Origin of the sequence: Burkholderia sp. LFS061 (genome assembly GCF_047978125.1) — a bacterium.
GTDB classification, from domain to species: Bacteria; Pseudomonadota; Gammaproteobacteria; order Burkholderiales; family Burkholderiaceae; genus Burkholderia; species Burkholderia pyrrocinia_C.
Map to the genome: position 1 here is coordinate 161,349 of NZ_JBFPFS010000008.1, position 19,073 is coordinate 180,421.

Sequence of the window (19,073 nt, forward strand, 5' to 3'; positions counted from 1 at the left end):
GTCTAAATGACCCGTTCAAGTTCGCAGAATGCCCAGCCGGGCACACCAAATCGCGAAGATTATAGCCCAAGCGGTCGGCCCGCCGACGCTGCCTCGGGGGATTCCCTCGATGACGATCTGACCGGCGACGTATTGCAACCGCCCGTAGTGCCGTCCGCGGCGGGCGATGACGCGCCGCGCGTCGTCGAAGTGCCGCTGTCGCTCGCGGGCGAACGCCTCGACAAGGCGCTCGCCCAACTGTTCCCCGAATTCTCCCGCAGCCGCCTGCAGAGCTGGATCGAGGCGCAGCGCGTACTGGTCGACGGCGCGCCGGCGAAGATCCGCCAGCCGGTGCCGCTCGGCGCGAAGATCGAGCTCGTGCCCGACCTGCTTCCGGAGCAGCTCGCGTTCACGCCGGAACCCGTGCCGCTCGACGTCATCTACGAGGACGACGCGCTCGTCGTCATCAACAAGCCGGCCGGCCTCGTCGTGCACCCGGCGGCCGGCAACTGGAGCGGCACGATCCTGAACGGCCTGCTGCATCGTTACGGCGACGCGGCGGCCGGCCTGCCGCGCGCGGGGATCGTCCACCGGCTCGACAAGGAGACCTCCGGCCTGATGGTGGTGGCACGCACGCTGGCCGCGCAGACGGACCTCGTGCGCCAACTGCAGGCCCGCACGGTGAAGCGCCGCTATTTCGCGCTCGTGTGGGGCACGATGCCCGAGGAAGGTACGATCGACGCGCCGATCGGCCGCGATCCGCGCGAGCGCACGCGCATGGCCGTCGTCACGGGCGCGTCGGGCAAGCCCGCGCGCACGCATTTCCGCACGGTTGACACATGCGTGTGGCAACGTCAGCCGGTTTCGGCGATCCAGTGCGACCTCGAAACCGGCCGCACGCATCAGATCCGCGTGCACTGCGCGCATGCCGGGCACCCGCTGCTCGGCGACCCCGTCTACGGACGCGCGCGCGGCAAGCGCTCGGTCGCGCCGCTGCCGGACGGGTTCGCGCGACAGGCGCTGCATGCATGGCGGCTCGGCCTCGTGCATCCGGTCACGGGCAAGGCGATGCAGTGGCGCTGCCCGTTGCCGGACGACATGAACGCACTCGTCGCGGCGCTCGGCTTCGGGCAGGGCGAGGAGGAATTCGACGACGACGACGGTGTCTACGACGATGACGATTTCGGCGGCGAGTATCACGACGATGAGCCGTACCTGGACGATGAGGAGGAGTGAGTGCCGATGACGAACCTGGCGCCGTTGACGTGGCAGGACTGCGTACAGCCCGACTGGCAGGTGTCGCCGCGCGTGCGCGCGCTGATCACGACGCGCGACGGCGGCGTGAGCGAAGGCCCGTACGGGCGCTGGCAGGACGGCGCCGCGATGGCGGGCGGGATGAATCTCGGCCTGCATACCGGTGACGATCCGGCCCATGTCGCCGGGAATCGCGCGCGCTTGCTCGCGCTGGCAGGCCAGTCGAGCGCGGCATGGCTCGAGCAGGTTCACGGCGCGCAGATCGTGCGCGCCGACGAGGTGATCGCGGCGGCGCCCGCGGCTGCGGCGCCGGTGCAGGCCGACGCGAGCGTCACGGACCGGACGGGCGCCGTCTGCGTCGTGATGGTGGCCGACTGCCTGCCCGTGCTGCTGTGCGACGCGCAGGGCCGCGCGGTCGGCGCCGCGCATGCGGGCTGGCGCGGGCTCGCGGCCGGCATCGTCGAGCAGACCGCGGTGCGCGTCGCGGCACTCGCGGGCGGCGCGACGGACACGCTTCATGCGTACCTTGGGCCGGCGATCGGCCCGCAGGCGTTCGAGGTCGGCGCCGACGTGCGCGACGCGTTTCTCGACACGGCCCCGCAGTCGGAGCATGATGAAACCCGTCATGCGTTCGTCGCCATCGACGGCGTGCCCGGCAAGTTTCTCGCCGATCTCCATGCGCTCGCGCGCCTGCGCCTCGCGCGTGCCGGCGTGGCGCACGTGAGCGGCGGGACCGCCTGTACGGTCACCGAACGCGCGCGCTTCTATTCGTATCGGCGCGACCGTGTGACGGGCCGCATGGCGGCGGCGATCTGGCTGGCAGATTGACGCATGCGCATGCGCGCATGGTTTTGTTGCGTCGCGAAATCGGTTATCTCGATATTTAGACGGCAATGCGGCGTAGCATGCGCAGTCGAATGAAAAATCCCGAAGTCAAGTCGACCAAAATGCTTTATGTTTCGCCGAAACCCTTGTCCCGTCTGTTGCGCACGGATTATCTCCGCGCGGAAATGTTCAGCGGTTTGACATGGCGCTTCACATGGGGAAAACGATAATGATAAAAATACCGCACTGCGGCAGAATCTGGAGACGCCTCTCCAGAGCATGACGGCCCGGCTCGCAGCCGGCATGCCGCGCGCGAGCAGGATTTCACGATAGACGCTCACGAATCACCGGTAAGGCAGGTAATGACAGCATCGAAAAATTCGTCGACGTCCGCTCAGGCGGGCACTTCCGCAGGCAGCACCGGTTTCGATCCGGCCGCCCAGCCGATGCAGCAGATGTTCGAGTCGTGGTTGAGCGCGTGGCGCGGCTTTGCAGATCCGGCGCGCGCCGCGACTGCGTCGGCCACTGTCAATCCGTTCGCGACATTCCAGTTCCCGGCTTCGTTTCCGTTCCAGGTGCCGTCGATGCCCGATCTGGGCAGCATGGCGTCGCCGTTCGCGGGGTTGAAGCTGCCGGTTGCGGCGATTCCGCCCGAACGGCTGCAGACGCTGCAGGCCGACTACGCGCGCGATTGCATGACGCTGATGCAGCAGGCGGCCGCCGCGAAGCTCGAATCGCCCGAACTGAAGGATCGCCGCTTCAGCGGCGATGCGTGGAAGGCGTCGCCGGCGCATGCGTTCGCGGCTGCCTGGTATCTGCTCAACGCGCGCTATCTGCAGGAACTGGCCGACGCGCTTCAGACCGATCCGAAGACACGCGAGCGCATCCGGTTCACGGTCCAGCAATGGACGGCCGCCGCCGCGCCGAGCAACTTCCTCGCACTCAATCCCGACGCGCAGAAATCGATTCTCGAGACGCAGGGCGAAAGCCTGCGGCAGGGGATGATGAACCTGCTCGGCGACCTGCAGCGCGGCAAGATTTCGCAGACCGACGAATCGCAGTTCGTGGTCGGCAAGAACCTCGGGTGTACTGAAGGCGCGGTCGTCTACGAGAACGACCTGATCCAGTTGATCCAGTACACGCCGAAGACGGACAAGGTGTTCGAGCGGCCGCTGCTGATCGTCCCGCCGTGCATCAACAAGTTCTACATCCTCGACCTGCAGCCCGAGAATTCGCTCGTCGCGCACGCGCTGTCGAACGGCCATCAGGTGTTCCTCGTGTCGTGGCGCAATGCGGATGCATCGGTCGCGCACAAGACGTGGGACGACTACATGAACGAAGGGCTGCTCGCGGCGATCGATGCCGTGCAGCAGGTCAGCGGCCGCGAACAGATCAACACGCTCGGCTTCTGCGTCGGCGGCACGATGCTCGCGACCGCGCTGGCGGTGCTCGCCGCGCGCGGCGAACACCCGGCCGCGTCGATGACGCTGCTCACCGCGATGCTCGACTTCACCGACACGGGCATTCTCGACGTGTTCGTCGACGAGGCGCACGTGCAGATGCGCGAGCAGACCATCGGCGGCAAGAACGGCACGCAACCGGGGCTGATGCGCGGCGTGGAGTTCGCGAACACGTTCTCGTTCCTGCGGCCGAACGACCTCGTGTGGAACTACGTCGTCGACAACTACTTGAAGGGCCGCACGCCCGCGCCGTTCGATCTGCTGTACTGGAACAGCGATTCGACGAGCCTGCCGGGCCCGATGTACGCGTGGTACCTGCGCAATACCTATCTCGAGAACAAGCTGCGCGCGCCGGGCGCGCTGACCGTGTGCGGCGAATCCGTCGACCTGTCGCTGATCGACGTGCCGACCTTCATCTACGGCTCGCGCGAGGATCACATCGTGCCGTGGCAGACGGCCTACGCGTCGACGTCGATCCTGTCGGGCCCGCTGAAGTTCGTGCTCGGCGCGTCGGGTCACATCGCGGGCGTGATCAATCCGCCGGCGAAGAAGAAGCGCAGCTACTGGGTCAACGACAGCGACCTGCCGGAAGCCGCTGACGACTGGTTCGCCGGTGCGGCCGAGCAGCCGGGAAGCTGGTGGACGACCTGGGTCGAGTGGCTCGACCAGTACGGCGGCCGCAAGGTGGCGCCGCCCGCCAAGCCGGGTTCCGCCCAGTTCCCGGTGATCGAGCCGGCGCCGGGGCGCTACGTATTGCAGCGCGATTGACGAAAACCGGACAGCGGCGCACGCTGTCCGATGCACCGCAGTTTTTTAACAGGGCCGGTAACGATGCGCCGTGTCGTGCGGGCCTGGAGGAAAGGGAAATGACGGACGTAGTGATCGTATCGGCCGCGCGGACCGCGGTCGGCAAATTCGGCGGCTCGCTTGCGAAGATTGCGGCGCCTGAACTGGGCGCGACGGTGATCCGCGCGGTGCTGGAGCGTGCGGGCGTGAAGCCCGAGCAGGTCAGCGAAGTGATCATGGGCCAGGTGCTGACGGCCGGCTCGGGGCAGAACCCGGCGCGGCAGTCGCTGATCAAGGCCGGGCTGCCGGCGGCAGTGCCGGGGATGACGATCAACAAGGTGTGCGGCTCGGGCCTGAAGGCCGTGATGCTGGCGGCGAATGCGATCGTCGCGGGCGACGCGGAGATCGTGATCGCGGGCGGGCAGGAGAACATGAGCGCGTCGCCGCACGTGCTGCCGGGCTCGCGCGACGGGTTCCGGATGGGTGACGCGAAGCTGGTCGACACGATGATCGTCGACGGGCTGTGGGACGTGTACAACCAGTACCACATGGGCATCACGGCGGAGAACGTCGCGAAGGAATACGGCATTACGCGCGACGAGCAGGACGCATTCGCGGCGCTGTCGCAGAACAAGGCGGAAGCCGCGCAGAAGGCCGGGCGCTTCAACGACGAGATCGTGCCGGTGTTGATTCCGCAACGCAAGGGCGAGCCGCTGCAGTTCGCGACCGATGAATTCGTGCGTCACGGCGTGACGGCGGAGTCGCTGGCGGGGCTGAAGCCGGCGTTCTCGAAGGACGGTTCGGTGACGGCGGCGAACGCGTCGGGCCTGAACGACGGCGCGGCGGCGGTGCTGGTGATGTCGGCGCAGAAGGCTGCGGCGCTGGGCCTGACGCCGCTGGCGCGGATCAAGGCGTATGCGAACGCGGGGGTGGATCCGAGCGTGATGGGGATGGGCCCGGTGCCGGCGTCGCGCCGGTGCCTGGAGCGCGCGGGCTGGACGCCGGGCGACCTGGACCTGATGGAGATCAACGAGGCGTTCGCGGCGCAGGCGCTGGCGGTGCACAAGCAGATGGGCTGGGACACGTCGAAGGTGAACGTGAACGGCGGGGCGATCGCGATCGGCCACCCGATCGGCGCGTCGGGTTGCCGGATCCTGGTGACGCTGCTGCACGAGATGGCCAAGCGCGATGCGAAGCGCGGGCTGGCGTCACTGTGCATCGGCGGCGGGATGGGTGTCGCGCTCGCGGTCGAGCGTCCGTAACCGGTCGTCCGTTACCTGCGAACCGAATCCGGGCGCCGGCCGATTGCGGCTTCGGCCGGCGCCACGTGAAGTCAGAGGGAGCCTCGGCAGCTCTCGAAACCAAAAAATGGAGTGAGATTTATGTCTCAGCGAATTGCGTACGTAACGGGCGGGATGGGCGGCATCGGCACCAGCATTTGCCAGCGTCTGTTGAAGGACGGCTTCAAGGTCGTCGCGGGCTGCGGCCCGAACTCGCCGCGCCGTGTGAAATGGCTCGAGGACCAGAAGGCGCTCGGGTACGATTTCATCGCGTCGGAAGGCAACGTCGGCGACTGGGACTCGACCAAGGAAGCGTTCGACAAGGTCAAGGCCGAAGTCGGCGAGATCGACGTGCTGGTCAACAACGCGGGCATCACGCGCGACGTCGTGTTCCGCAAGATGACGCACGAAGACTGGACCGCCGTGATCGACACCAACCTGACGAGCCTGTTCAACGTGACGAAGCAGGTGATCGACGGGATGGTCGAGCGCGGCTGGGGCCGGATCATCAACATTTCGTCGGTGAACGGCCAGAAGGGGCAATTCGGCCAGACCAACTATTCGACCGCGAAGGCCGGCATCCACGGCTTCACGATGTCGCTCGCGCAGGAAGTCGCGACGAAGGGCGTGACGGTCAACACCGTGTCGCCGGGTTACATCGGCACCGACATGGTGAAGGCGATCCGCCCCGACGTGCTGGAGAAGATCGTCGCGACGATCCCGGTGCGGCGTCTCGGCGGGCCGGAGGAAATCGGCTCGATCGTCGCGTGGCTCGCGTCGAACGATTCCGGCTTCGCGACGGGCGCCGACTTCTCGCTGAACGGCGGCCTGCACATGGGCTGAACGCCCGGGCTGCGCGGGCCGGGTGGCCGCGCAGCCGGGTGTGTTCCGAAGGCCCCCGCCTCCCGGGTTCGGGCGGCGGGGATTCGTCACTTGCGCTACGCTGCACTGAAAGGCGTTACATGACTACTACAAAGAAGACGGCCGAACGGCTCATCAAGAAGTACCCGAACCGCCGGCTCTACGATACCGAGACAAGCACGTACATTACGCTCACCGACGTGAAGCAGCTCGTACTGGAGCAGGAGGACTTCAAGGTCGTCGATGCGAAATCCAACGAAGACCTGACGCGCAGCATCCTCCTGCAGATCATCCTCGAAGAGGAAAGCGGCGGCGTGCCGATGTTCTCGTCGTCGATGCTGTCGCAGATCATCCGTTTCTACGGTCACGCGATGCAGGGCATGATGGGCACGTACCTGGAAAAGAACATCCAGGCGTTCATCGACATCCAGAACAAGCTCGCGGATCAGTCGAAGAACATGTACGACACCAATGCGATGAATCCGGAAGTCTGGTCGCAGTTCATGAACATGCAGGCGCCGATGATGCAAGGGATGATGACGAGCTACATCGAGCAGTCGAAGAACATGTTCGTGCAGATGCAGGAACAGATGCAGAACCAGGCGAAGTCGATGTTCAGCACGTTTCCGTTCAAGCAGCCGGGTTCCACCGAGCCGGAGAAGAAGTAGCGATTTTGCGGCAGGCCGGCCGCGGCGGCGCGAGCCGTCGGGCGTCGGTGCCGTGAGGCGAGGTGGCGCGGGGCGGCCGATCGTGTGCTCGGGCACGACGATGCGCGGCCGCCGCATGCCGGAAGATATCGCCGACGATCGTTCATGATCGTCGGCACGACATGCTCGCGCCGAGTGTGGCGGGCATGGCCGTTGTCCAGTTGATCGAGATGCAGAAATGTGGCCGTTCGGCGATGGAGATGACGCGGTGTGGTCTGAGCGGTGCCTGACCGCGGCGATGTTTCCGTGAGTGCAGGACTGGATTGAGCCCGCTCCGGCGGGTTTTTTACGATCTCGTCGCTCGAGTGATTTCCCGCAACGCGGGCCGGACGCGCGCGATTGCCGGCGGCAACGCCGACGGTACCGGACTAGATTGTTTTACTGCGCCGGGAATCCTTGCTCGTCGTCGTGCGGAGGAAGGTCGAGCACGAGCTTGACCGCGCTGTAGTTGGCCTTCAGCGAAAACACGCGGCCGATCACGAGAAACGTCTGCCGCGAATTCTCGATTTCGACGAAGTCGCCGGGTTGCGGCACGTGGGCACCCTGGTCGTAGGAAAAGCTGGTGCTGGTTTGCTCGCCGATGGTTTCGGCAGCGTGCTCGGTGAATTCGATAGTGATGTGGGTTGTCATGCGAGCCCCGTTGGGTAATTGAAGAAAGCGGACGCTGCGATTTTCGCATAGCGGCGGGGCGATTCCGGCGCGGTGGCGTTTGCCGATCGCGCCCGTCATCTTGTCGCATCGCCCTGAAAGGGATGGGGCGGTTTCCCAAGTCGAGCGCCCGCGCGAGGCGCACATTGAGGTCGTGGCCCGTTGCGTCGCAACCGCCGGCTTTGGCTCGCTGACCGAAAAATAGCTTAAACCCACGCTTTTGCTGCCACGCTCCCACACGCCAGATGTTCCAATCCCCCAAAGTAGGGTACGTATCCCTCGGGTGCCCGAAAGTTTGCAAATATAACCTTGGTCCTGTGTGGCGGTTTGGATTGCGCAGAGACTTGCTCGTGGCCGCGTGGGCGGGCAGATGGCCGGCAACTGCTTGCGCTGGTCGCGTCGGCCGATAGCCAAGCTGCAGCTATCGGCCGTATGCGTGCCTGACTACCTGTGCGAACTCGCAAGGAGGCAGGCAGATAGGAGAAGATTTTTCTAATCACCACGCATACCTTGATTAGCGCAATTACTCAGTCGTTGACGCATTGGGGACTGTTTGTTCCGTTCCCCAAGACGCTCCGTCGAATAACTTGTAATGAATGTCGGAATTTTTTGCATCTTTATATGCCAAATACAGATTCTTATTGAATACCACTAATGTGACCGGTTCAGAGGTTATTGAACCCGAAACTCCTCTGTCGATCCCCCAACTTGTTCCATCGTACGAGTTGTAATAAATTTGATTGTCGGGGCCGCCACCTTTGTGTGCCATATATAACTTCCCATTGAATGACGATAATGCAACCGCCTGACTGGTCCAGTCCCGATCGTTGATTTTTTTTGGTTGATCCCAGCTATTTCCGGTGAGATTGTACGAGGTGTAGTAAATGCTGTTATCGTCGACACCCTTGAATGCTAGGTACATCCTGTCATTGAACGTCGTCAATGCAACCGGCTGAGTGGTTTCGGCACCTTGGACGCCGACATAGCCTCCCGATTTCCAGTTCACCCCATCGAAACTATGGAAGTAAATGTGTGTGTCGTTTGGGCCCTTGTGTGCCATGTATAATCTTCCGTTATAGGAAACCATGGCGACGGGTTGGCGAGTACTGTCTTGCGGCACGGTATGTTCCTTGGGATCCCAGTTCGTCCCATCGAACGATGCGCAATAAACGCCGTTGTTGTTGAGGCCGCCTTTGTGTGCCATATACAGCTTCCCGCTGAATGCCGCTAGTGCAACTGCCTGGGTTGTCCAGAATGCACCGTTTTTGACTGCCGTCGGTTTATCCCACTCTTTTCCATCGAAAGATGTGAGATAAATGTTATTGTTACTGTCGGCGCCTTTGTATGCCAAGTATAGCTTCCCATTGAAAACCGCCAGTGAAGGGTAATTTAGTGCCTGAGCGGTGTCTGAGGAAGTGTCTTGGTTGCTTTCTTCGTCAACAAGCCGATTTTCGTCATTCATGATGCGCCTCTCTCGATTGTTAAGGGCTTTTGGATCGCCGACGTCTTTAAGTCAGTGATGTTTGGTCCGGCAGCGTGGTATTTCAAAGCTCACGCGCAATAAACGTAGTCTCTCTCATGCGGCAGATCCATTACACTCGATTACGCGCCTACGCCATCTGGACGTAGCGCGATTCGACGGAACTGTTGACGCTCGATCATTTCGACACGCTAAGCGGAAGGCATAACGAAAACGGCGCCGAAGCGCCGTTGTTCTCATGCAGAGGCCGGCTTCGACAACACGCGAAGGTGCCCGCTTCCGATCAGGAAGTTTCGATACGACCTGATCGCGACCTCCCACACTGCACGCATCACGTTCGGGCCCGAGTCGATGATTCTGCCTTGCATATCGATCACGGCGAGCGTTGCCGGCTCGCCGTCGGGTGTCGTGATGCTCAACCCCTGAAAGCTGACCGCGCTGATCGTACTGCTGATCGGCGTGACGACCTTCACGTCGTCCACCCAGGCGACGCCGGTCGGTTGCTTTTTCTTCGTCATGCTTCGCCTCCCGGAAATTCGTTATGTATGCGGCTGTCGAGCAGTCGGCCGGCGGCGCGCTTGCCGACGCGTTGCATCCACGCACCGTCGTCGAATTGATGGAAGAGGTTGCCGGAAGCCTCGATGACGTTCGGCGTCGGCGCAAATTCTCCCCATTGCTTGAACAGGAAGGGCACGCCGACGGCTTCACACTGGTCGCGAAGGTCGCGCAACCAATCGGGATGCATTGGCCGCGCGTCGGCGCCGCTTTCGCCGCCGACGATCACCCAATCCAACTCTTCAAGCGCATTGGTGCCGTCTGCGCGAGCTGCGCCTGAGCCTGCAGCGGTTCGGCGCGGCTCAATCGATCCAGGCCCTCTACGATCAATACGGAACCGGCCGGCACCTGGCTGTCCTCGACTGCGCGCAGGAACACGCCGAGCGCACCTTGCCGGACGGTAGGCCGACAGCCCTCGTCTCGGAGTGATAGGGACGCATCAAGCTCCATTTCGTGGTCGGCCGCCCGTCGTGCGGCGTATTCGAACTGGCGGTCCATGTTGCCGCTAGCCGTTCATTTTGGCTCGCCGCCCCTAAATCGCTGTAAACTCACGCTTTTGCTGCCACGCCCCCACATTCCAGATGTCCCAATCCCCCAAAGTAGGGTTCGTTTCCCTCGGGTGCCCGAAAGCCCTCGTCGATTCCGAACAGATCATCACGCAACTGCGCGCCGAAGGTTATGAAATCTCCGGCACCTACGACGGCGCCGACCTCGTCGTCGTCAACACCTGCGGCTTCATCGACGAAGCCGTGCAGGAAAGCCTCGATGCGATCGGCGAGGCGCTGACCGAGAACGGCAAGGTGATCGTCACCGGCTGCCTCGGCGCGAAGTCGAGCGCGAGCGGCTCGAACCTGATCGAGGAAGTCCATCCGAAGGTGCTCGCCGTCACCGGTCCGCACGCCGTGGGCGAAGTGATGCAGGCCGTGCATTCGCACCTGCCGAAGCCGCACGACCCGTTCGTCGACCTCGTGCCCGCGGCCGGCATCAAGCTCACGCCGCGCCACTACGCATACCTGAAGATTTCCGAAGGCTGCAACCACCGCTGCACGTTCTGCATCATCCCGTCGATGCGCGGCGATCTCGTGTCGCGTCCGGTCGCCGAAGTGATGCTCGAGGCCGAGAACCTGTTCAAGTCGGGCGTGAAGGAACTGCTCGTGATCTCGCAGGACACGAGCGCTTACGGCGTCGACGTGAAGTACCGCACGGGCTTCTGGAACGGCAAGCCGATCAAGACGCGCATGACCGACCTGGTCGCCGCGCTCGGCGAACTCGCCGCGCAGTACGGCGCATGGGTGCGCCTGCACTACGTATATCCGTATCCGAGCGTCGACGAAGTGATTCCGCTGATGGCCGAAGGCCCGTTCAAGGGCCACGTGCTGCCGTATCTCGACGTGCCGTTCCAGCACGCGCACCCAGAAGTGCTGAAGCGCATGAAGCGTCCGGCGAACGCCGAGAAGGTGCTCGAGCGCGTGCAGAAGTGGCGCGAGATCTGCCCGGACCTGACGATCCGCAGCACGTTCATCGCGGGCTTCCCCGGCGAGACGGAAGAGCAGTTCGAAACGCTGCTCGACTTCATCCGCGAGGCGGAGCTCGATCGCGTCGGCTGCTTCGCGTACTCGCCGGTCGAAGGCGCGACCGCGAACGAACTCGACGGCGCGCTGCCCGACGATGTCCGTGAAGAACGCCGCGCGCGCTTCATGGAAGTCGCCGAGGAAGTGTCGGCGAACCGCATCCAGCGCAAGGTCGGCAAGACCCTCAAGGTGCTGATCGACGAAGTCGGCGAAGAAGGCGGGATCGGCCGCACGGCAGCCGATGCGCCGGAGATCGACGGCGTTGTTTATGTCGAGCCGGCGACGAAGGCGTCGAAGCGCTACAAGGTCGGCGATTTCGTGTCCGTGAAGATCACGGGCGCCGACGGCCACGATCTGTGGGGCGAGGTGTAAGCGATGACCGTCGCATTTCCGGAGATCCTCGCGCTCGGCGAGGCGATGATCGAATTCAACCAGTCGCAGCCGGGCCGTCCGGAATTCCTGCAGGGCTTCGGCGGCGACACGTCGAACTTCTGCATCGCGGCGGCGCGCCAGGGCGCGTCGACGGGCTTCGTGTCGGCGATCGGCGATGATCCGTTCGGCCGCATGCTGGCCGACATGTGGCGCGCCGAGCGCGTCGATACGACGTACGTGCGGATCGACCGCACGGCGCCGACCGGTGTGTATTTCGTCACGCACGGCGCCGACGGTCACCAGTTCGACTATCTGCGCGCGGGCTCCGCGGCGAGCCGCTATGCGGCGGGCAACCTGCCGCTCGACGCGCTGGCGGCTGCAAAGGCCGTGCACCTGTCGGGCATCAGCCTCGCGATCAGCACGGCCGCGTGCGACGCCGCGTTCGCGGGGATCGACCATGCGCGCCGCAACGGCGCGAAGGTCAGCTTCGACACGAACCTGCGCCTGAAGCTGTGGCCGCTGCCGCGCGCCCGCGCGGTGATGCGCGAGGCGCTTCGCCAGACGGACATCTGCCTGCCGAGCTGGGACGACGTCACCGCGCTCACGGGCGCGAACGATCGCGACGCGATCGTCGATGCGATGCTCGAACACGGGCCGCAGGTGGTCGCGTTGAAGCTCGGCAAGGACGGCGCGTATGTCGCGACGCCGAACGAGCGGCGCGTCGTGCCGGGCTTCGCGGTCGAGGCCGTGGACGCGACGGGCGCGGGCGACTGCTTCGGCGGCGCCTTCGTCGCGCGGATCGTCGCGGGCGACGATCCGTTCGCGGCGGCGCGCTATGCGAACGCGGCGGCGGCGCTGTCGACGACGGGCTACGGCGCGGTCGCGCCGATTCCGCACCGCGATGCGGTGGAGCGCCTGATGCAAGGCTGACGCGGCACGCGCACGCCGGCCACGGCCCCGCACGATCGATTCATTCGAACAGAAGGATGAGGAGGCAATATGCAACGCGAAGTGGTGGTGGTGAGCGGCGTACGTACCGCGATCGGCGATTTCGGCGGCAGCCTGAAAGACATCGCGCCGACCGAGCTCGGCGCACAAGTCGTGCGCGAAGTGTTGCAGCGTGCGCAGGTGTCGGGCGACGAGGTCGGCCACGTGGTGTTCGGCAACGTGGTGCACACGGAGCCGAAAGATATGTACCTCGCACGCGTTGCCGCGATCAACGGCGGCGTCGCGCAGCATGCGCCGGCGCTCACGGTCAACCGGCTGTGCGGCTCCGGGATGCAGGCGATCGTGTCGGCGGCGCAGGGCGTGCTGCTTGGCGATGCGGACATCGCGATCGCGGGCGGCGCGGAGAACATGAGCCGCGCGCCGTATGCGATCCCGGCCGCGCGCTTCGGGCAGCGCATGGGCGACATGCGCGCGGTCGACATGATGGTCGGCGCGCTGAACGATCCGTTCCAGACGATCCACATGGGCGTGACGGCCGAGAACGTCGCCGCGAAGTACGGCATTTCACGCGACGCGCAGGACGCGCTCGCGCTCGAATCGCACCGCCGCGCGTCGCATGCGGCGAAGTCCGGCTACTTCAAGGATCAGATCCTGCCGGTCGAACTGATCGGCTCGAAGAAGGGCACGCCGGTCGTGTTCGATCGCGACGAGCACGTGCGCCACGACGCGAGCCTGGACGACTTCTCGAAGCTGCGGCCCGCGTTCGTGAAGGAGAACGGCACGGTGACGGCCGGCAACGCGTCGGGCATCAACGACGCGGCCGCCGCGGTGCTGCTGATGGAGCGCAGCGTTGCCGAGAAGCGCGGCGCCAAGCCGCTCGCGCGCCTCGTCGCGTATGCGCATGCGGGCGTCGATCCGGCCTACATGGGGATCGGTCCCGTGCCGGCCACGCAAAAGGTGCTCGAGCGCGCGGGGCTGACGGTCGCCGATCTCGACGTGATCGAGGCGAACGAGGCATTCGCCGCGCAGGCATGCGCGGTGACGAAGGAGCTGGGTCTCGATCCGGCAAAGGTGAATCCGAACGGGTCCGGCATTTCGCTCGGCCACCCGATCGGCGCGACGGGTGCGCTGATCACCGTCAAGGCGCTGTACGAGTTGCAGCGCATCGGTGGCCGATACGCGCTCGTGACGATGTGCATCGGCGGCGGGCAGGGCATCGCCGCGATTTTCGAGCGAATCTGAAGCAAGGAGCAACTCAAGGTGGGTCGATATTCGGAATGGCAACGGGCGCTTGTCGTCGCATGTGCGCTGGCGGCGGGCATCGCGCTGCCGGGCGCGGTCGCGGCGCAGGCCGTCGCGCCGGGCGCGCAACAGGATGAGGCGGCACCCGCGCGGCCGCTGCGGCCGAATCCCGAATTCGCCCGGCTGCCTCGCTACGAAGGCACGCTCGGCGACCGGCCGATCGTCGTGCATCTCGGCCCGAAGACGGACGAGGAAGGCGTGCACGGCGAATACCAGTTCGCCGATACGGGCGAGGTGGTCCTGCTCGCGGGCGATCGCGATGGCGATACGCTCGAGATCGAGGAATCGAACGACGGCACGAACATCTCCGGCGTATGGATCGGCCGCTTCGACGCGACGGGCGACCTGAAGGCCGACCGGATGAATTCGGACGAATCGGACCCGCAGCCCGTCGTGCTGCGCCTGGCGCCGGGCAAGCGCGCGGCGCTGCAGGTGCGCGACGGCCACGTGCAGGAAATCGAGACGGTGGGCTCGGTCGTCAATCTGCGCACCGACGACTGAGCCCGCGCTGGCTCGGCGTGCGCGGCGCGCATTGTACCGGGCCAAATGCGCCGATTTTGGCTAATCTAGCGACATATTCCGCAACCGAACGGCCTTGTGCCCGGCTTCCTGTCATGACTGCATCCACTCCCAAGCGCGCGCTGCAAACCCGCATCGTTCAACCCGACGACGTCATTCCGGAAGGCTTCCGTTCGTTCGTGCCGCCGGTCGCACGCGCATCGACGGTCGTGTTCCCCGATCTCGCGACGATGCGCGCGCTCGTCTGGCACAACGACAACCAGTGGCGCTACGGGCTGCATGCGACGCCGACGTCGCTCGCGCTCGCGCAGCGGCTCGCCGAGATCGAGGGCGGCACGCACGCGCTGCTGCAGCCGTCGGGCCTCGCGGCGATCATGAACGTCTACTTCGGGATCATGAAAGCCGGCGACGACGTGCTGATTCCGCACAACGTGTATGGGCCGAACGCCGATTTCGGCAACTGGCTCGCGAAGGATTTCGGCATCGCCGTGCGCTTCTACGATCCGCTCGTCGGCGCGGGCATCGCCGAGCTGATCCAGCCGAACACGCGGCTGATCTGGATCGAGGCACCCGGCTCGGTGACGATGGAAGTGCCCGACGTGCAGGCGATCGCGGCGGCCGCGAAGGCGCGCGGCATCGTCACCGCGATCGACAACACCTATTCGGCCGGGCTCGCATTCAAGCCGTTCGAGCACGGCGTCGACATCTCGGTGCAGGCGCTGACCAAGTATCAGTCGGGCGGCAGCGATGTGCTGATGGGCGCGACGATCACCGCGGACGCCGAACTGCACGCGAAGCTGAAGCTCGCGCGGATGCGCTGCGGGATCGGCGTGTCGGTCGACGATTGTTCGCTCGTGCTGCGCAGCCTGCCGAGCATGCAGGTGCGTTTCGACGCGCACAGCAAGAGCGCGCTCGCGCTCGCGCAATGGCTGAAGACGCGGCCGGAGATCGCGTCGGTGCTGCACCCGCAAATTGCGGACTGCCCGGGGCACGCGTCGTTCGTGCGCGACTTCACGGGCGCGGGCGGGCTGTTCTCGGTGGTGTTCGACGAGCGCTACAGCGCCGAGCAGGTCGACCGCTTCGTCGAGTCGCTCGAACTGTTCGCGATCGGCTGGAGCTGGGGCGGCGCGTGCAGCCTCGCGATGCCTTACGACGTCGCGTCGATGCGCCCGGACTGGCCGCACCGCGGCACGCTGGTGCGTTTCTATGTCGGTCTCGAGGACGAAGCCGACCTGCGCGCGGATATCGAACGCGCGATGCTGGCCGTACTCGGCTGATCGCAGGCCGATAACGCCCCGCGGAAAAAACGAAACGCCGGCGCGATGCAAGATCGCGCCGGCGTTTTTCATTCGAGGTCGCGCGGGATCAGAACAGCCGCAGCAGCCCGTCGAGGCCGACGTGATCGAACGCGACCGTCGCCGCGTCGCGCACGACGGGCTTCGCGTGGAACGCGACCGACAGCCCGGCTTCGCCCATCATCTTCAGGTCGTTCGACCCGTCGCCCATCGCGATCGCGCGGTTCGGCTCGAGGCCGAGCGATGCGCACGTGTCGCGCAGCAGGCGCGCCTTCACGTCGGCGTTGACGATCTCGCCGAGCACCTTGCCGGTCAGCTTGCCGTCGACGATCTCGAGCGTGTTCGCATGCGCGTAGTCGAGGCCGAGGCGTGCCTTCAGCCGCTCGGTGAAGAACGTGAAGCCGCCCGACACGAGCAGTGTCTTCATGCCGGCGGCCTTCACGCCGGCAAGCATCGTCTCGGCGCCCGGCGACAGTTGCAGCCGTTCCTCGTATACGCGCTCGAGCGCCTGCGCATCGAGCCCGGCCAGCAGCGCGACGCGGCGCGTGAGGCTTTCGTTGAAGTCGCGGATCTCGCCGCGCATCGACGCTTCGGTGATCTCGGCGACCTGAGTCTTGAGCCCGCAGAAATCGGCGATCTCGTCGATGCATTCGATCGTGATCAGCGTCGAATCCATGTCCATCACGACGAGCCCGAAATCGCCGAGCGTGCGGCCTGCCTCGACGAATGCGAAGTCGAGCGCGTGCGTGCCGCAGTACGCGTCGATGTCGAGGCGCTGCGCCGGGTTCGCGTTTTCGATGCGCAGCGCGTGATCGTCGGTCTGCACGATGCGGGTGCCGCGCGACAGCGCGAGCAGCGGTTTGTGATGGGCGTCCGACAGCGGCGCAAGACTCTGGATGACGAGGTTGTGGGTCATGGCGGGATGGTTGCGAGGCGAATGAAATGCATGCGCGGCCAACGGACGGCCGCCTGCGGACGCGGGCCCCGTTCGGCTGCGGGCCATGGCGTCGCGAACGCGCCATTGTAGCCGGTTGGCCGGGCCGGGCGATCGCGGCAGGTACGAATCCTGAGGCCGGACTCGCAACGGCACGCCCGCCGCGCGGGCCGAACGTCAACGCTTATTGCCCGTCCACGCGATCCCAGTACGGCGGATCGCCGAAATGTTCGGCCAGAAAGGAGATGAGCGCGAGCGTCTTCAGCGGCACGTGTGCGCGGCTCGGATAGACGGCCCAGATCGCGACGTCGTCGGCGAACGGATAGTCGTCGAGCACCGTGACGAGCGCGCCGCTCGCGAGCAGCGGGCCGACGTCCCAGGTCGACTTGATCGCGATCCCGAAGCCGTCGACGAGCGCTTCACGGATCGCCTCGCCGTTGCTGGCGACGAGCCGGCCGGCGACCCGCACGGTCAGCGGGCCTTGCGGCGTCGCGAACGACCAGTCGCGCTGGTTGCCGAGGATCACGCACTCGTGCTGCGCGAGGTCGGCCGGATGGCGCGGCGTGCCGCGTTCGGCGAGATACGCGGGCGAGCAGCACAGCACGCGGCGGTTCACCGCGAGCTTGCGCGCGACGAGCGTCGAATCCTTCAGCGCGCCGAGGCGGATCGCGACGTCGTAGCCGTCGTCGACGAGATCGACGATCTCGTCGGACAGCCGCAGGTCGAGCGACACCGACGGATAGCGGCGCAGGAACGCGGGAATCACCGGCGCGACATGCTGGCGGCCGAACGACGACGACATCGATACCTTCAGCCGCCCGTACGGCTCGCTGCGGCCGCGGCCGACCGACGCGCGCGCGGCGTCGGCGGCCGACAGCAGCGCGTCGGCGCGCGCCATGAAGACCTCACCGTCCTGCGTGAGGCTGATGCGGCGCGTGGTGCGGTGCAGCAGCCGCGCGCCGAGCTGGCGCTCGAGCTGCGCGATGCGCGCGCTCGCGACCGCGGCCGACACGCCGAATTCGCGCCCGGCCGCGGTGACGTTCGCGAGCAGCGCCGCGCGCACGAACAGCGCGACGTCGAGCAGGTCGAGCGGCTTGTCGGGTGCGGGAATCGGATCGGACGCCATTATTCTGAAATTCCTGAAAATGTTTCAGGAAATATAGCGGTTTTCTCGAATGATCGGGTTGCCTACGATGACGTTCATGGGGCTGCGCCGCGGCCCGCCCGTTTCCCTGAAAGGAGTTTCGTGATGAAAGCCGTTGGACTGACCCGCTATCTGCCGATCGACGACCCGCAGGCCTTGCTCGACGTGGAGCTGCCGCAGCCCGTGCCGGGCCCGCGCGACCTGCTCGTGAAGGTCGAGTCGATTTCCGTGAACCCGGTGGACACCAAGGTGCGCGCGCCGAAGCCGCAGGTCGAGGACACGCCGCGCGTGCTCGGCTGGGATGCCGCCGGTACGGTCGTCGCGGTCGGCGCGGACGTCACGCTGTTCCGGCCGGGCGACGAAGTGTTCTACGCGGGCAGCATCACGCGGCCCGGCGCGAACAGCGAATTCCATGCGGTCGACGAGCGGATCGCCGCGCTGAAGCCTCGCACGCTCGACTTTGCCGCCGCGGCCGCGTTGCCGCTCACTGCGCTGACCGCGTGGGAAGCGCTGTTCGACCGGCTGCGCGTGTCGCCGCAGGGCGCGGACGCTGGCAAGTCGGTGCTGATCATCGGCGGCGCGGGCGGCGTGGGCTCGATCGCGATCCAGCTCGCGAAGGCGCTCGGCAAGCTGCACGTGATCGCGACCGCGTCGCGGCCGGCGTCGGCCGAATGGGTGCGCTCGCTCGGCGCGGATGCTGTGGTCGACCATTTCGGCGACCTGCCTGCACAGTTGCGCGAAGCCGGGCATCCGAATGTCGACTACGTGCTGATCTTCAACGACACGGACCGCCATTTCCCCGCCGCGGCGGAAGTAATCCGGCCGCAGGGCGGCATTTGCACGATCGTCGAGAACGGGAAGCCGGTGCCGGTCGAACTGCTGAAGGCGAAGAGCGCCGCGTTTCACTGGGAGTTCATGTTCACGCGCGCGATGTTCGAGACGCCGGACATGATCGAGCAGCACCGGATCCTCGGCGAAGTCGCTCGGCTCGTCGACGGCGGCGCGTTGCGCACGACGCTCGGCGAACAGCTCGGCGCGATCAATGCGGCGAACGTGCGGCGCGCGCACCAGTTGCTCGAAGCAGGGCGCACGATCGGCAAGCTCGTGCTGAGCGGCTTCTGAGCGCCTGCAAACCTGTCGCGTCGTGCGAGGC

Annotated in this window: 18 protein-coding genes and 1 pseudogene; 12 read left to right on the forward strand and 7 right to left on the reverse strand. The window is 65.6% G+C overall.

Annotated elements, in window-relative coordinates; translation table 11 throughout:
• Positions 1–6: 6 nt before the first annotated feature.
• The 6 genes from ACNQQL_RS10230 to phaR all read left to right on the forward strand — a co-directional run bounded on the left by ACNQQL_RS10230 (position 7) and on the right by phaR (position 7,113).
• The gene (locus ACNQQL_RS10230) at positions 7–1,215 is read left to right on the forward strand and encodes an RluA family pseudouridine synthase (RefSeq protein ID WP_347064034.1); all 1,209 of its coding nucleotides are present in this window, start codon (positions 7–9) and stop codon (positions 1,213–1,215) included.
• 6 nt (positions 1,216–1,221) lie between these two features.
• Positions 1,222–2,061 (forward strand): peptidoglycan editing factor PgeF, encoded by an 840-nt coding sequence (pgeF, locus tag ACNQQL_RS10235; RefSeq protein ID WP_347064035.1) that lies wholly within the window; start codon positions 1,222–1,224, stop codon positions 2,059–2,061.
• 359 nt (positions 2,062–2,420) lie between these two features.
• A complete protein-coding gene (gene phaC / locus ACNQQL_RS10240) occupies positions 2,421–4,286 on the forward strand; it encodes a class I poly(R)-hydroxyalkanoic acid synthase (RefSeq protein ID WP_347064036.1) in 1,866 nt (621 codons plus the stop codon).
• 98 nt (positions 4,287–4,384) lie between these two features.
• Positions 4,385–5,566 carry an acetyl-CoA C-acetyltransferase gene (locus ACNQQL_RS10245; protein ID WP_347064037.1) on the forward strand — a complete coding sequence of 394 codons (1,182 nt, stop codon included), beginning with the start codon at positions 4,385–4,387 and terminating at the stop codon, positions 5,564–5,566.
• 120 nt (positions 5,567–5,686) lie between these two features.
• Positions 5,687–6,427, forward strand: coding sequence for a 3-ketoacyl-ACP reductase (locus tag ACNQQL_RS10250; RefSeq protein WP_014896930.1), 741 nt, complete (start codon positions 5,687–5,689; stop codon positions 6,425–6,427).
• A gap of 119 nt (positions 6,428–6,546) precedes the next feature.
• Positions 6,547–7,113, forward strand: a complete 567-nt coding sequence (gene phaR / locus ACNQQL_RS10255; RefSeq protein WP_034181302.1) for a polyhydroxyalkanoate synthesis repressor PhaR — start codon at positions 6,547–6,549, stop codon at positions 7,111–7,113.
• A 417-nt stretch (positions 7,114–7,530) separates the two neighbouring features.
• Here the strand turns inward: phaR and ACNQQL_RS10260 are convergent, their stop codons facing one another.
• The 5 genes and pseudogenes from ACNQQL_RS10260 to ACNQQL_RS10280 form a co-directional block, all read right to left on the reverse strand.
• A complete protein-coding gene (locus tag ACNQQL_RS10260) occupies positions 7,531–7,782 on the reverse strand; it encodes a hypothetical protein (RefSeq protein ID WP_175964549.1) in 252 nt (83 codons plus the stop codon).
• Between the two features lie 541 nt (positions 7,783–8,323).
• The gene (locus tag ACNQQL_RS10265) at positions 8,324–9,262 is read right to left on the reverse strand and encodes a sialidase family protein (protein WP_347064038.1); all 939 of its coding nucleotides are present in this window, start codon (positions 9,260–9,262) and stop codon (positions 8,324–8,326) included.
• A gap of 254 nt (positions 9,263–9,516) precedes the next feature.
• The gene (locus ACNQQL_RS10270) at positions 9,517–9,798 is read right to left on the reverse strand and encodes a hypothetical protein (RefSeq protein ID WP_347064039.1); all 282 of its coding nucleotides are present in this window, start codon (positions 9,796–9,798) and stop codon (positions 9,517–9,519) included.
• Positions 9,795–10,079: pseudogene (locus ACNQQL_RS10275) on the reverse strand (DUF5131 family protein); the annotation flags it as partial. The pseudogene ACNQQL_RS10275 and the gene ACNQQL_RS10270, both read right to left, overlap by 4 nt.
• Positions 10,061–10,333: a hypothetical protein gene (locus ACNQQL_RS10280; protein ID WP_347064040.1), complete on the reverse strand. Its 273-nt coding sequence runs from the start codon at positions 10,331–10,333 to the stop codon at positions 10,061–10,063. The pseudogene ACNQQL_RS10275 and the gene ACNQQL_RS10280, both read right to left, overlap by 19 nt.
• Positions 10,334–10,416: 83 nt before the next feature.
• Here ACNQQL_RS10280 and rimO point away from each other — a divergent pair, with 83 nt between their 5' ends.
• The 5 genes from rimO (at position 10,417) to ACNQQL_RS10305 (ending at position 15,824) form a co-directional block, all read left to right on the forward strand.
• Positions 10,417–11,778: a 30S ribosomal protein S12 methylthiotransferase RimO gene (gene rimO, locus ACNQQL_RS10285; RefSeq protein ID WP_034181306.1), complete on the forward strand. Its 1,362-nt coding sequence runs from the start codon at positions 10,417–10,419 to the stop codon at positions 11,776–11,778.
• 3 nt (positions 11,779–11,781) lie between these two features.
• Positions 11,782–12,708: a sugar kinase gene (locus ACNQQL_RS10290; RefSeq protein WP_347064041.1), complete on the forward strand. Its 927-nt coding sequence runs from the start codon at positions 11,782–11,784 to the stop codon at positions 12,706–12,708.
• Between the two features lie 69 nt (positions 12,709–12,777).
• Positions 12,778–13,968, forward strand: coding sequence for a beta-ketothiolase BktB (gene bktB, locus ACNQQL_RS10295; protein ID WP_347064042.1), 1,191 nt, complete (start codon positions 12,778–12,780; stop codon positions 13,966–13,968).
• 18 nt (positions 13,969–13,986) lie between these two features.
• Positions 13,987–14,529 (forward strand): hypothetical protein, encoded by a 543-nt coding sequence (locus ACNQQL_RS10300; protein ID WP_347064043.1) that lies wholly within the window; start codon positions 13,987–13,989, stop codon positions 14,527–14,529.
• 113 nt (positions 14,530–14,642) lie between these two features.
• Positions 14,643–15,824, forward strand: coding sequence for a cystathionine beta-lyase (locus tag ACNQQL_RS10305; protein ID WP_347064044.1), 1,182 nt, complete (start codon positions 14,643–14,645; stop codon positions 15,822–15,824).
• A gap of 88 nt (positions 15,825–15,912) precedes the next feature.
• Here ACNQQL_RS10305 and serB read toward each other — a convergent pair whose 3' ends face one another.
• The gene (serB, locus tag ACNQQL_RS10310; RefSeq protein WP_347064045.1) at positions 15,913–16,758 is read right to left on the reverse strand and encodes a phosphoserine phosphatase SerB; all 846 of its coding nucleotides are present in this window, start codon (positions 16,756–16,758) and stop codon (positions 15,913–15,915) included.
• A 202-nt stretch (positions 16,759–16,960) separates the two neighbouring features.
• A complete protein-coding gene (locus ACNQQL_RS10315; protein ID WP_072441333.1) occupies positions 16,961–17,902 on the reverse strand; it encodes a LysR family transcriptional regulator in 942 nt (313 codons plus the stop codon).
• Positions 17,903–18,025: 123 nt separating this feature from the next.
• Between ACNQQL_RS10315 and ACNQQL_RS10320 the strand changes: the two genes are divergently transcribed.
• Positions 18,026–19,042, forward strand: coding sequence for a zinc-binding alcohol dehydrogenase family protein (locus ACNQQL_RS10320; protein ID WP_347064046.1), 1,017 nt, complete (start codon positions 18,026–18,028; stop codon positions 19,040–19,042).
• The last annotated feature ends 31 nt before the right edge of the window (positions 19,043–19,073 follow it).

Excerpts from the sequence above, each read along its gene's own strand:
- pgeF (WP_347064035.1), top strand. The coding sequence starts at position 1,222 with ATGACGAACCTGGCGCCGTTGACGTGGCAGGACTGCGTACAGCCCGAC.
- ACNQQL_RS10315 (WP_072441333.1), bottom strand. The coding sequence starts at position 17,902 with ATGGCGTCCGATCCGATTCCCGCACCCGACAAGCCGCTCGACCTGCTC.
- ACNQQL_RS10260 (WP_175964549.1), bottom strand. The coding sequence starts at position 7,782 with ATGACAACCCACATCACTATCGAATTCACCGAGCACGCTGCCGAAACC.
- ACNQQL_RS10305 (WP_347064044.1), top strand. The coding sequence starts at position 14,643 with ATGACTGCATCCACTCCCAAGCGCGCGCTGCAAACCCGCATCGTTCAA.
- phaC (WP_347064036.1), top strand. The coding sequence starts at position 2,421 with ATGACAGCATCGAAAAATTCGTCGACGTCCGCTCAGGCGGGCACTTCC.
- ACNQQL_RS10265 (WP_347064038.1), bottom strand. The coding sequence starts at position 9,262 with ATGAATGACGAAAATCGGCTTGTTGACGAAGAAAGCAACCAAGACACT.
- ACNQQL_RS10320 (WP_347064046.1), top strand. The coding sequence starts at position 18,026 with ATGAAAGCCGTTGGACTGACCCGCTATCTGCCGATCGACGACCCGCAG.
- serB (WP_347064045.1), bottom strand. The coding sequence starts at position 16,758 with ATGACCCACAACCTCGTCATCCAGAGTCTTGCGCCGCTGTCGGACGCC.
- rimO (WP_034181306.1), top strand. The coding sequence starts at position 10,417 with ATGTCCCAATCCCCCAAAGTAGGGTTCGTTTCCCTCGGGTGCCCGAAA.
- ACNQQL_RS10270 (WP_347064039.1), bottom strand. The coding sequence starts at position 9,798 with ATGACGAAGAAAAAGCAACCGACCGGCGTCGCCTGGGTGGACGACGTG.
- ACNQQL_RS10290 (WP_347064041.1), top strand. The coding sequence starts at position 11,782 with ATGACCGTCGCATTTCCGGAGATCCTCGCGCTCGGCGAGGCGATGATC.
- ACNQQL_RS10245 (WP_347064037.1), top strand. The coding sequence starts at position 4,385 with ATGACGGACGTAGTGATCGTATCGGCCGCGCGGACCGCGGTCGGCAAA.
- phaR (WP_034181302.1), top strand. The coding sequence starts at position 6,547 with ATGACTACTACAAAGAAGACGGCCGAACGGCTCATCAAGAAGTACCCG.
- ACNQQL_RS10280 (WP_347064040.1), bottom strand. The coding sequence starts at position 10,333 with ATGGACCGCCAGTTCGAATACGCCGCACGACGGGCGGCCGACCACGAA.
- bktB (WP_347064042.1), top strand. The coding sequence starts at position 12,778 with ATGCAACGCGAAGTGGTGGTGGTGAGCGGCGTACGTACCGCGATCGGC.
- ACNQQL_RS10230 (WP_347064034.1), top strand. The coding sequence starts at position 7 with ATGACCCGTTCAAGTTCGCAGAATGCCCAGCCGGGCACACCAAATCGC.
- ACNQQL_RS10250 (WP_014896930.1), top strand. The coding sequence starts at position 5,687 with ATGTCTCAGCGAATTGCGTACGTAACGGGCGGGATGGGCGGCATCGGC.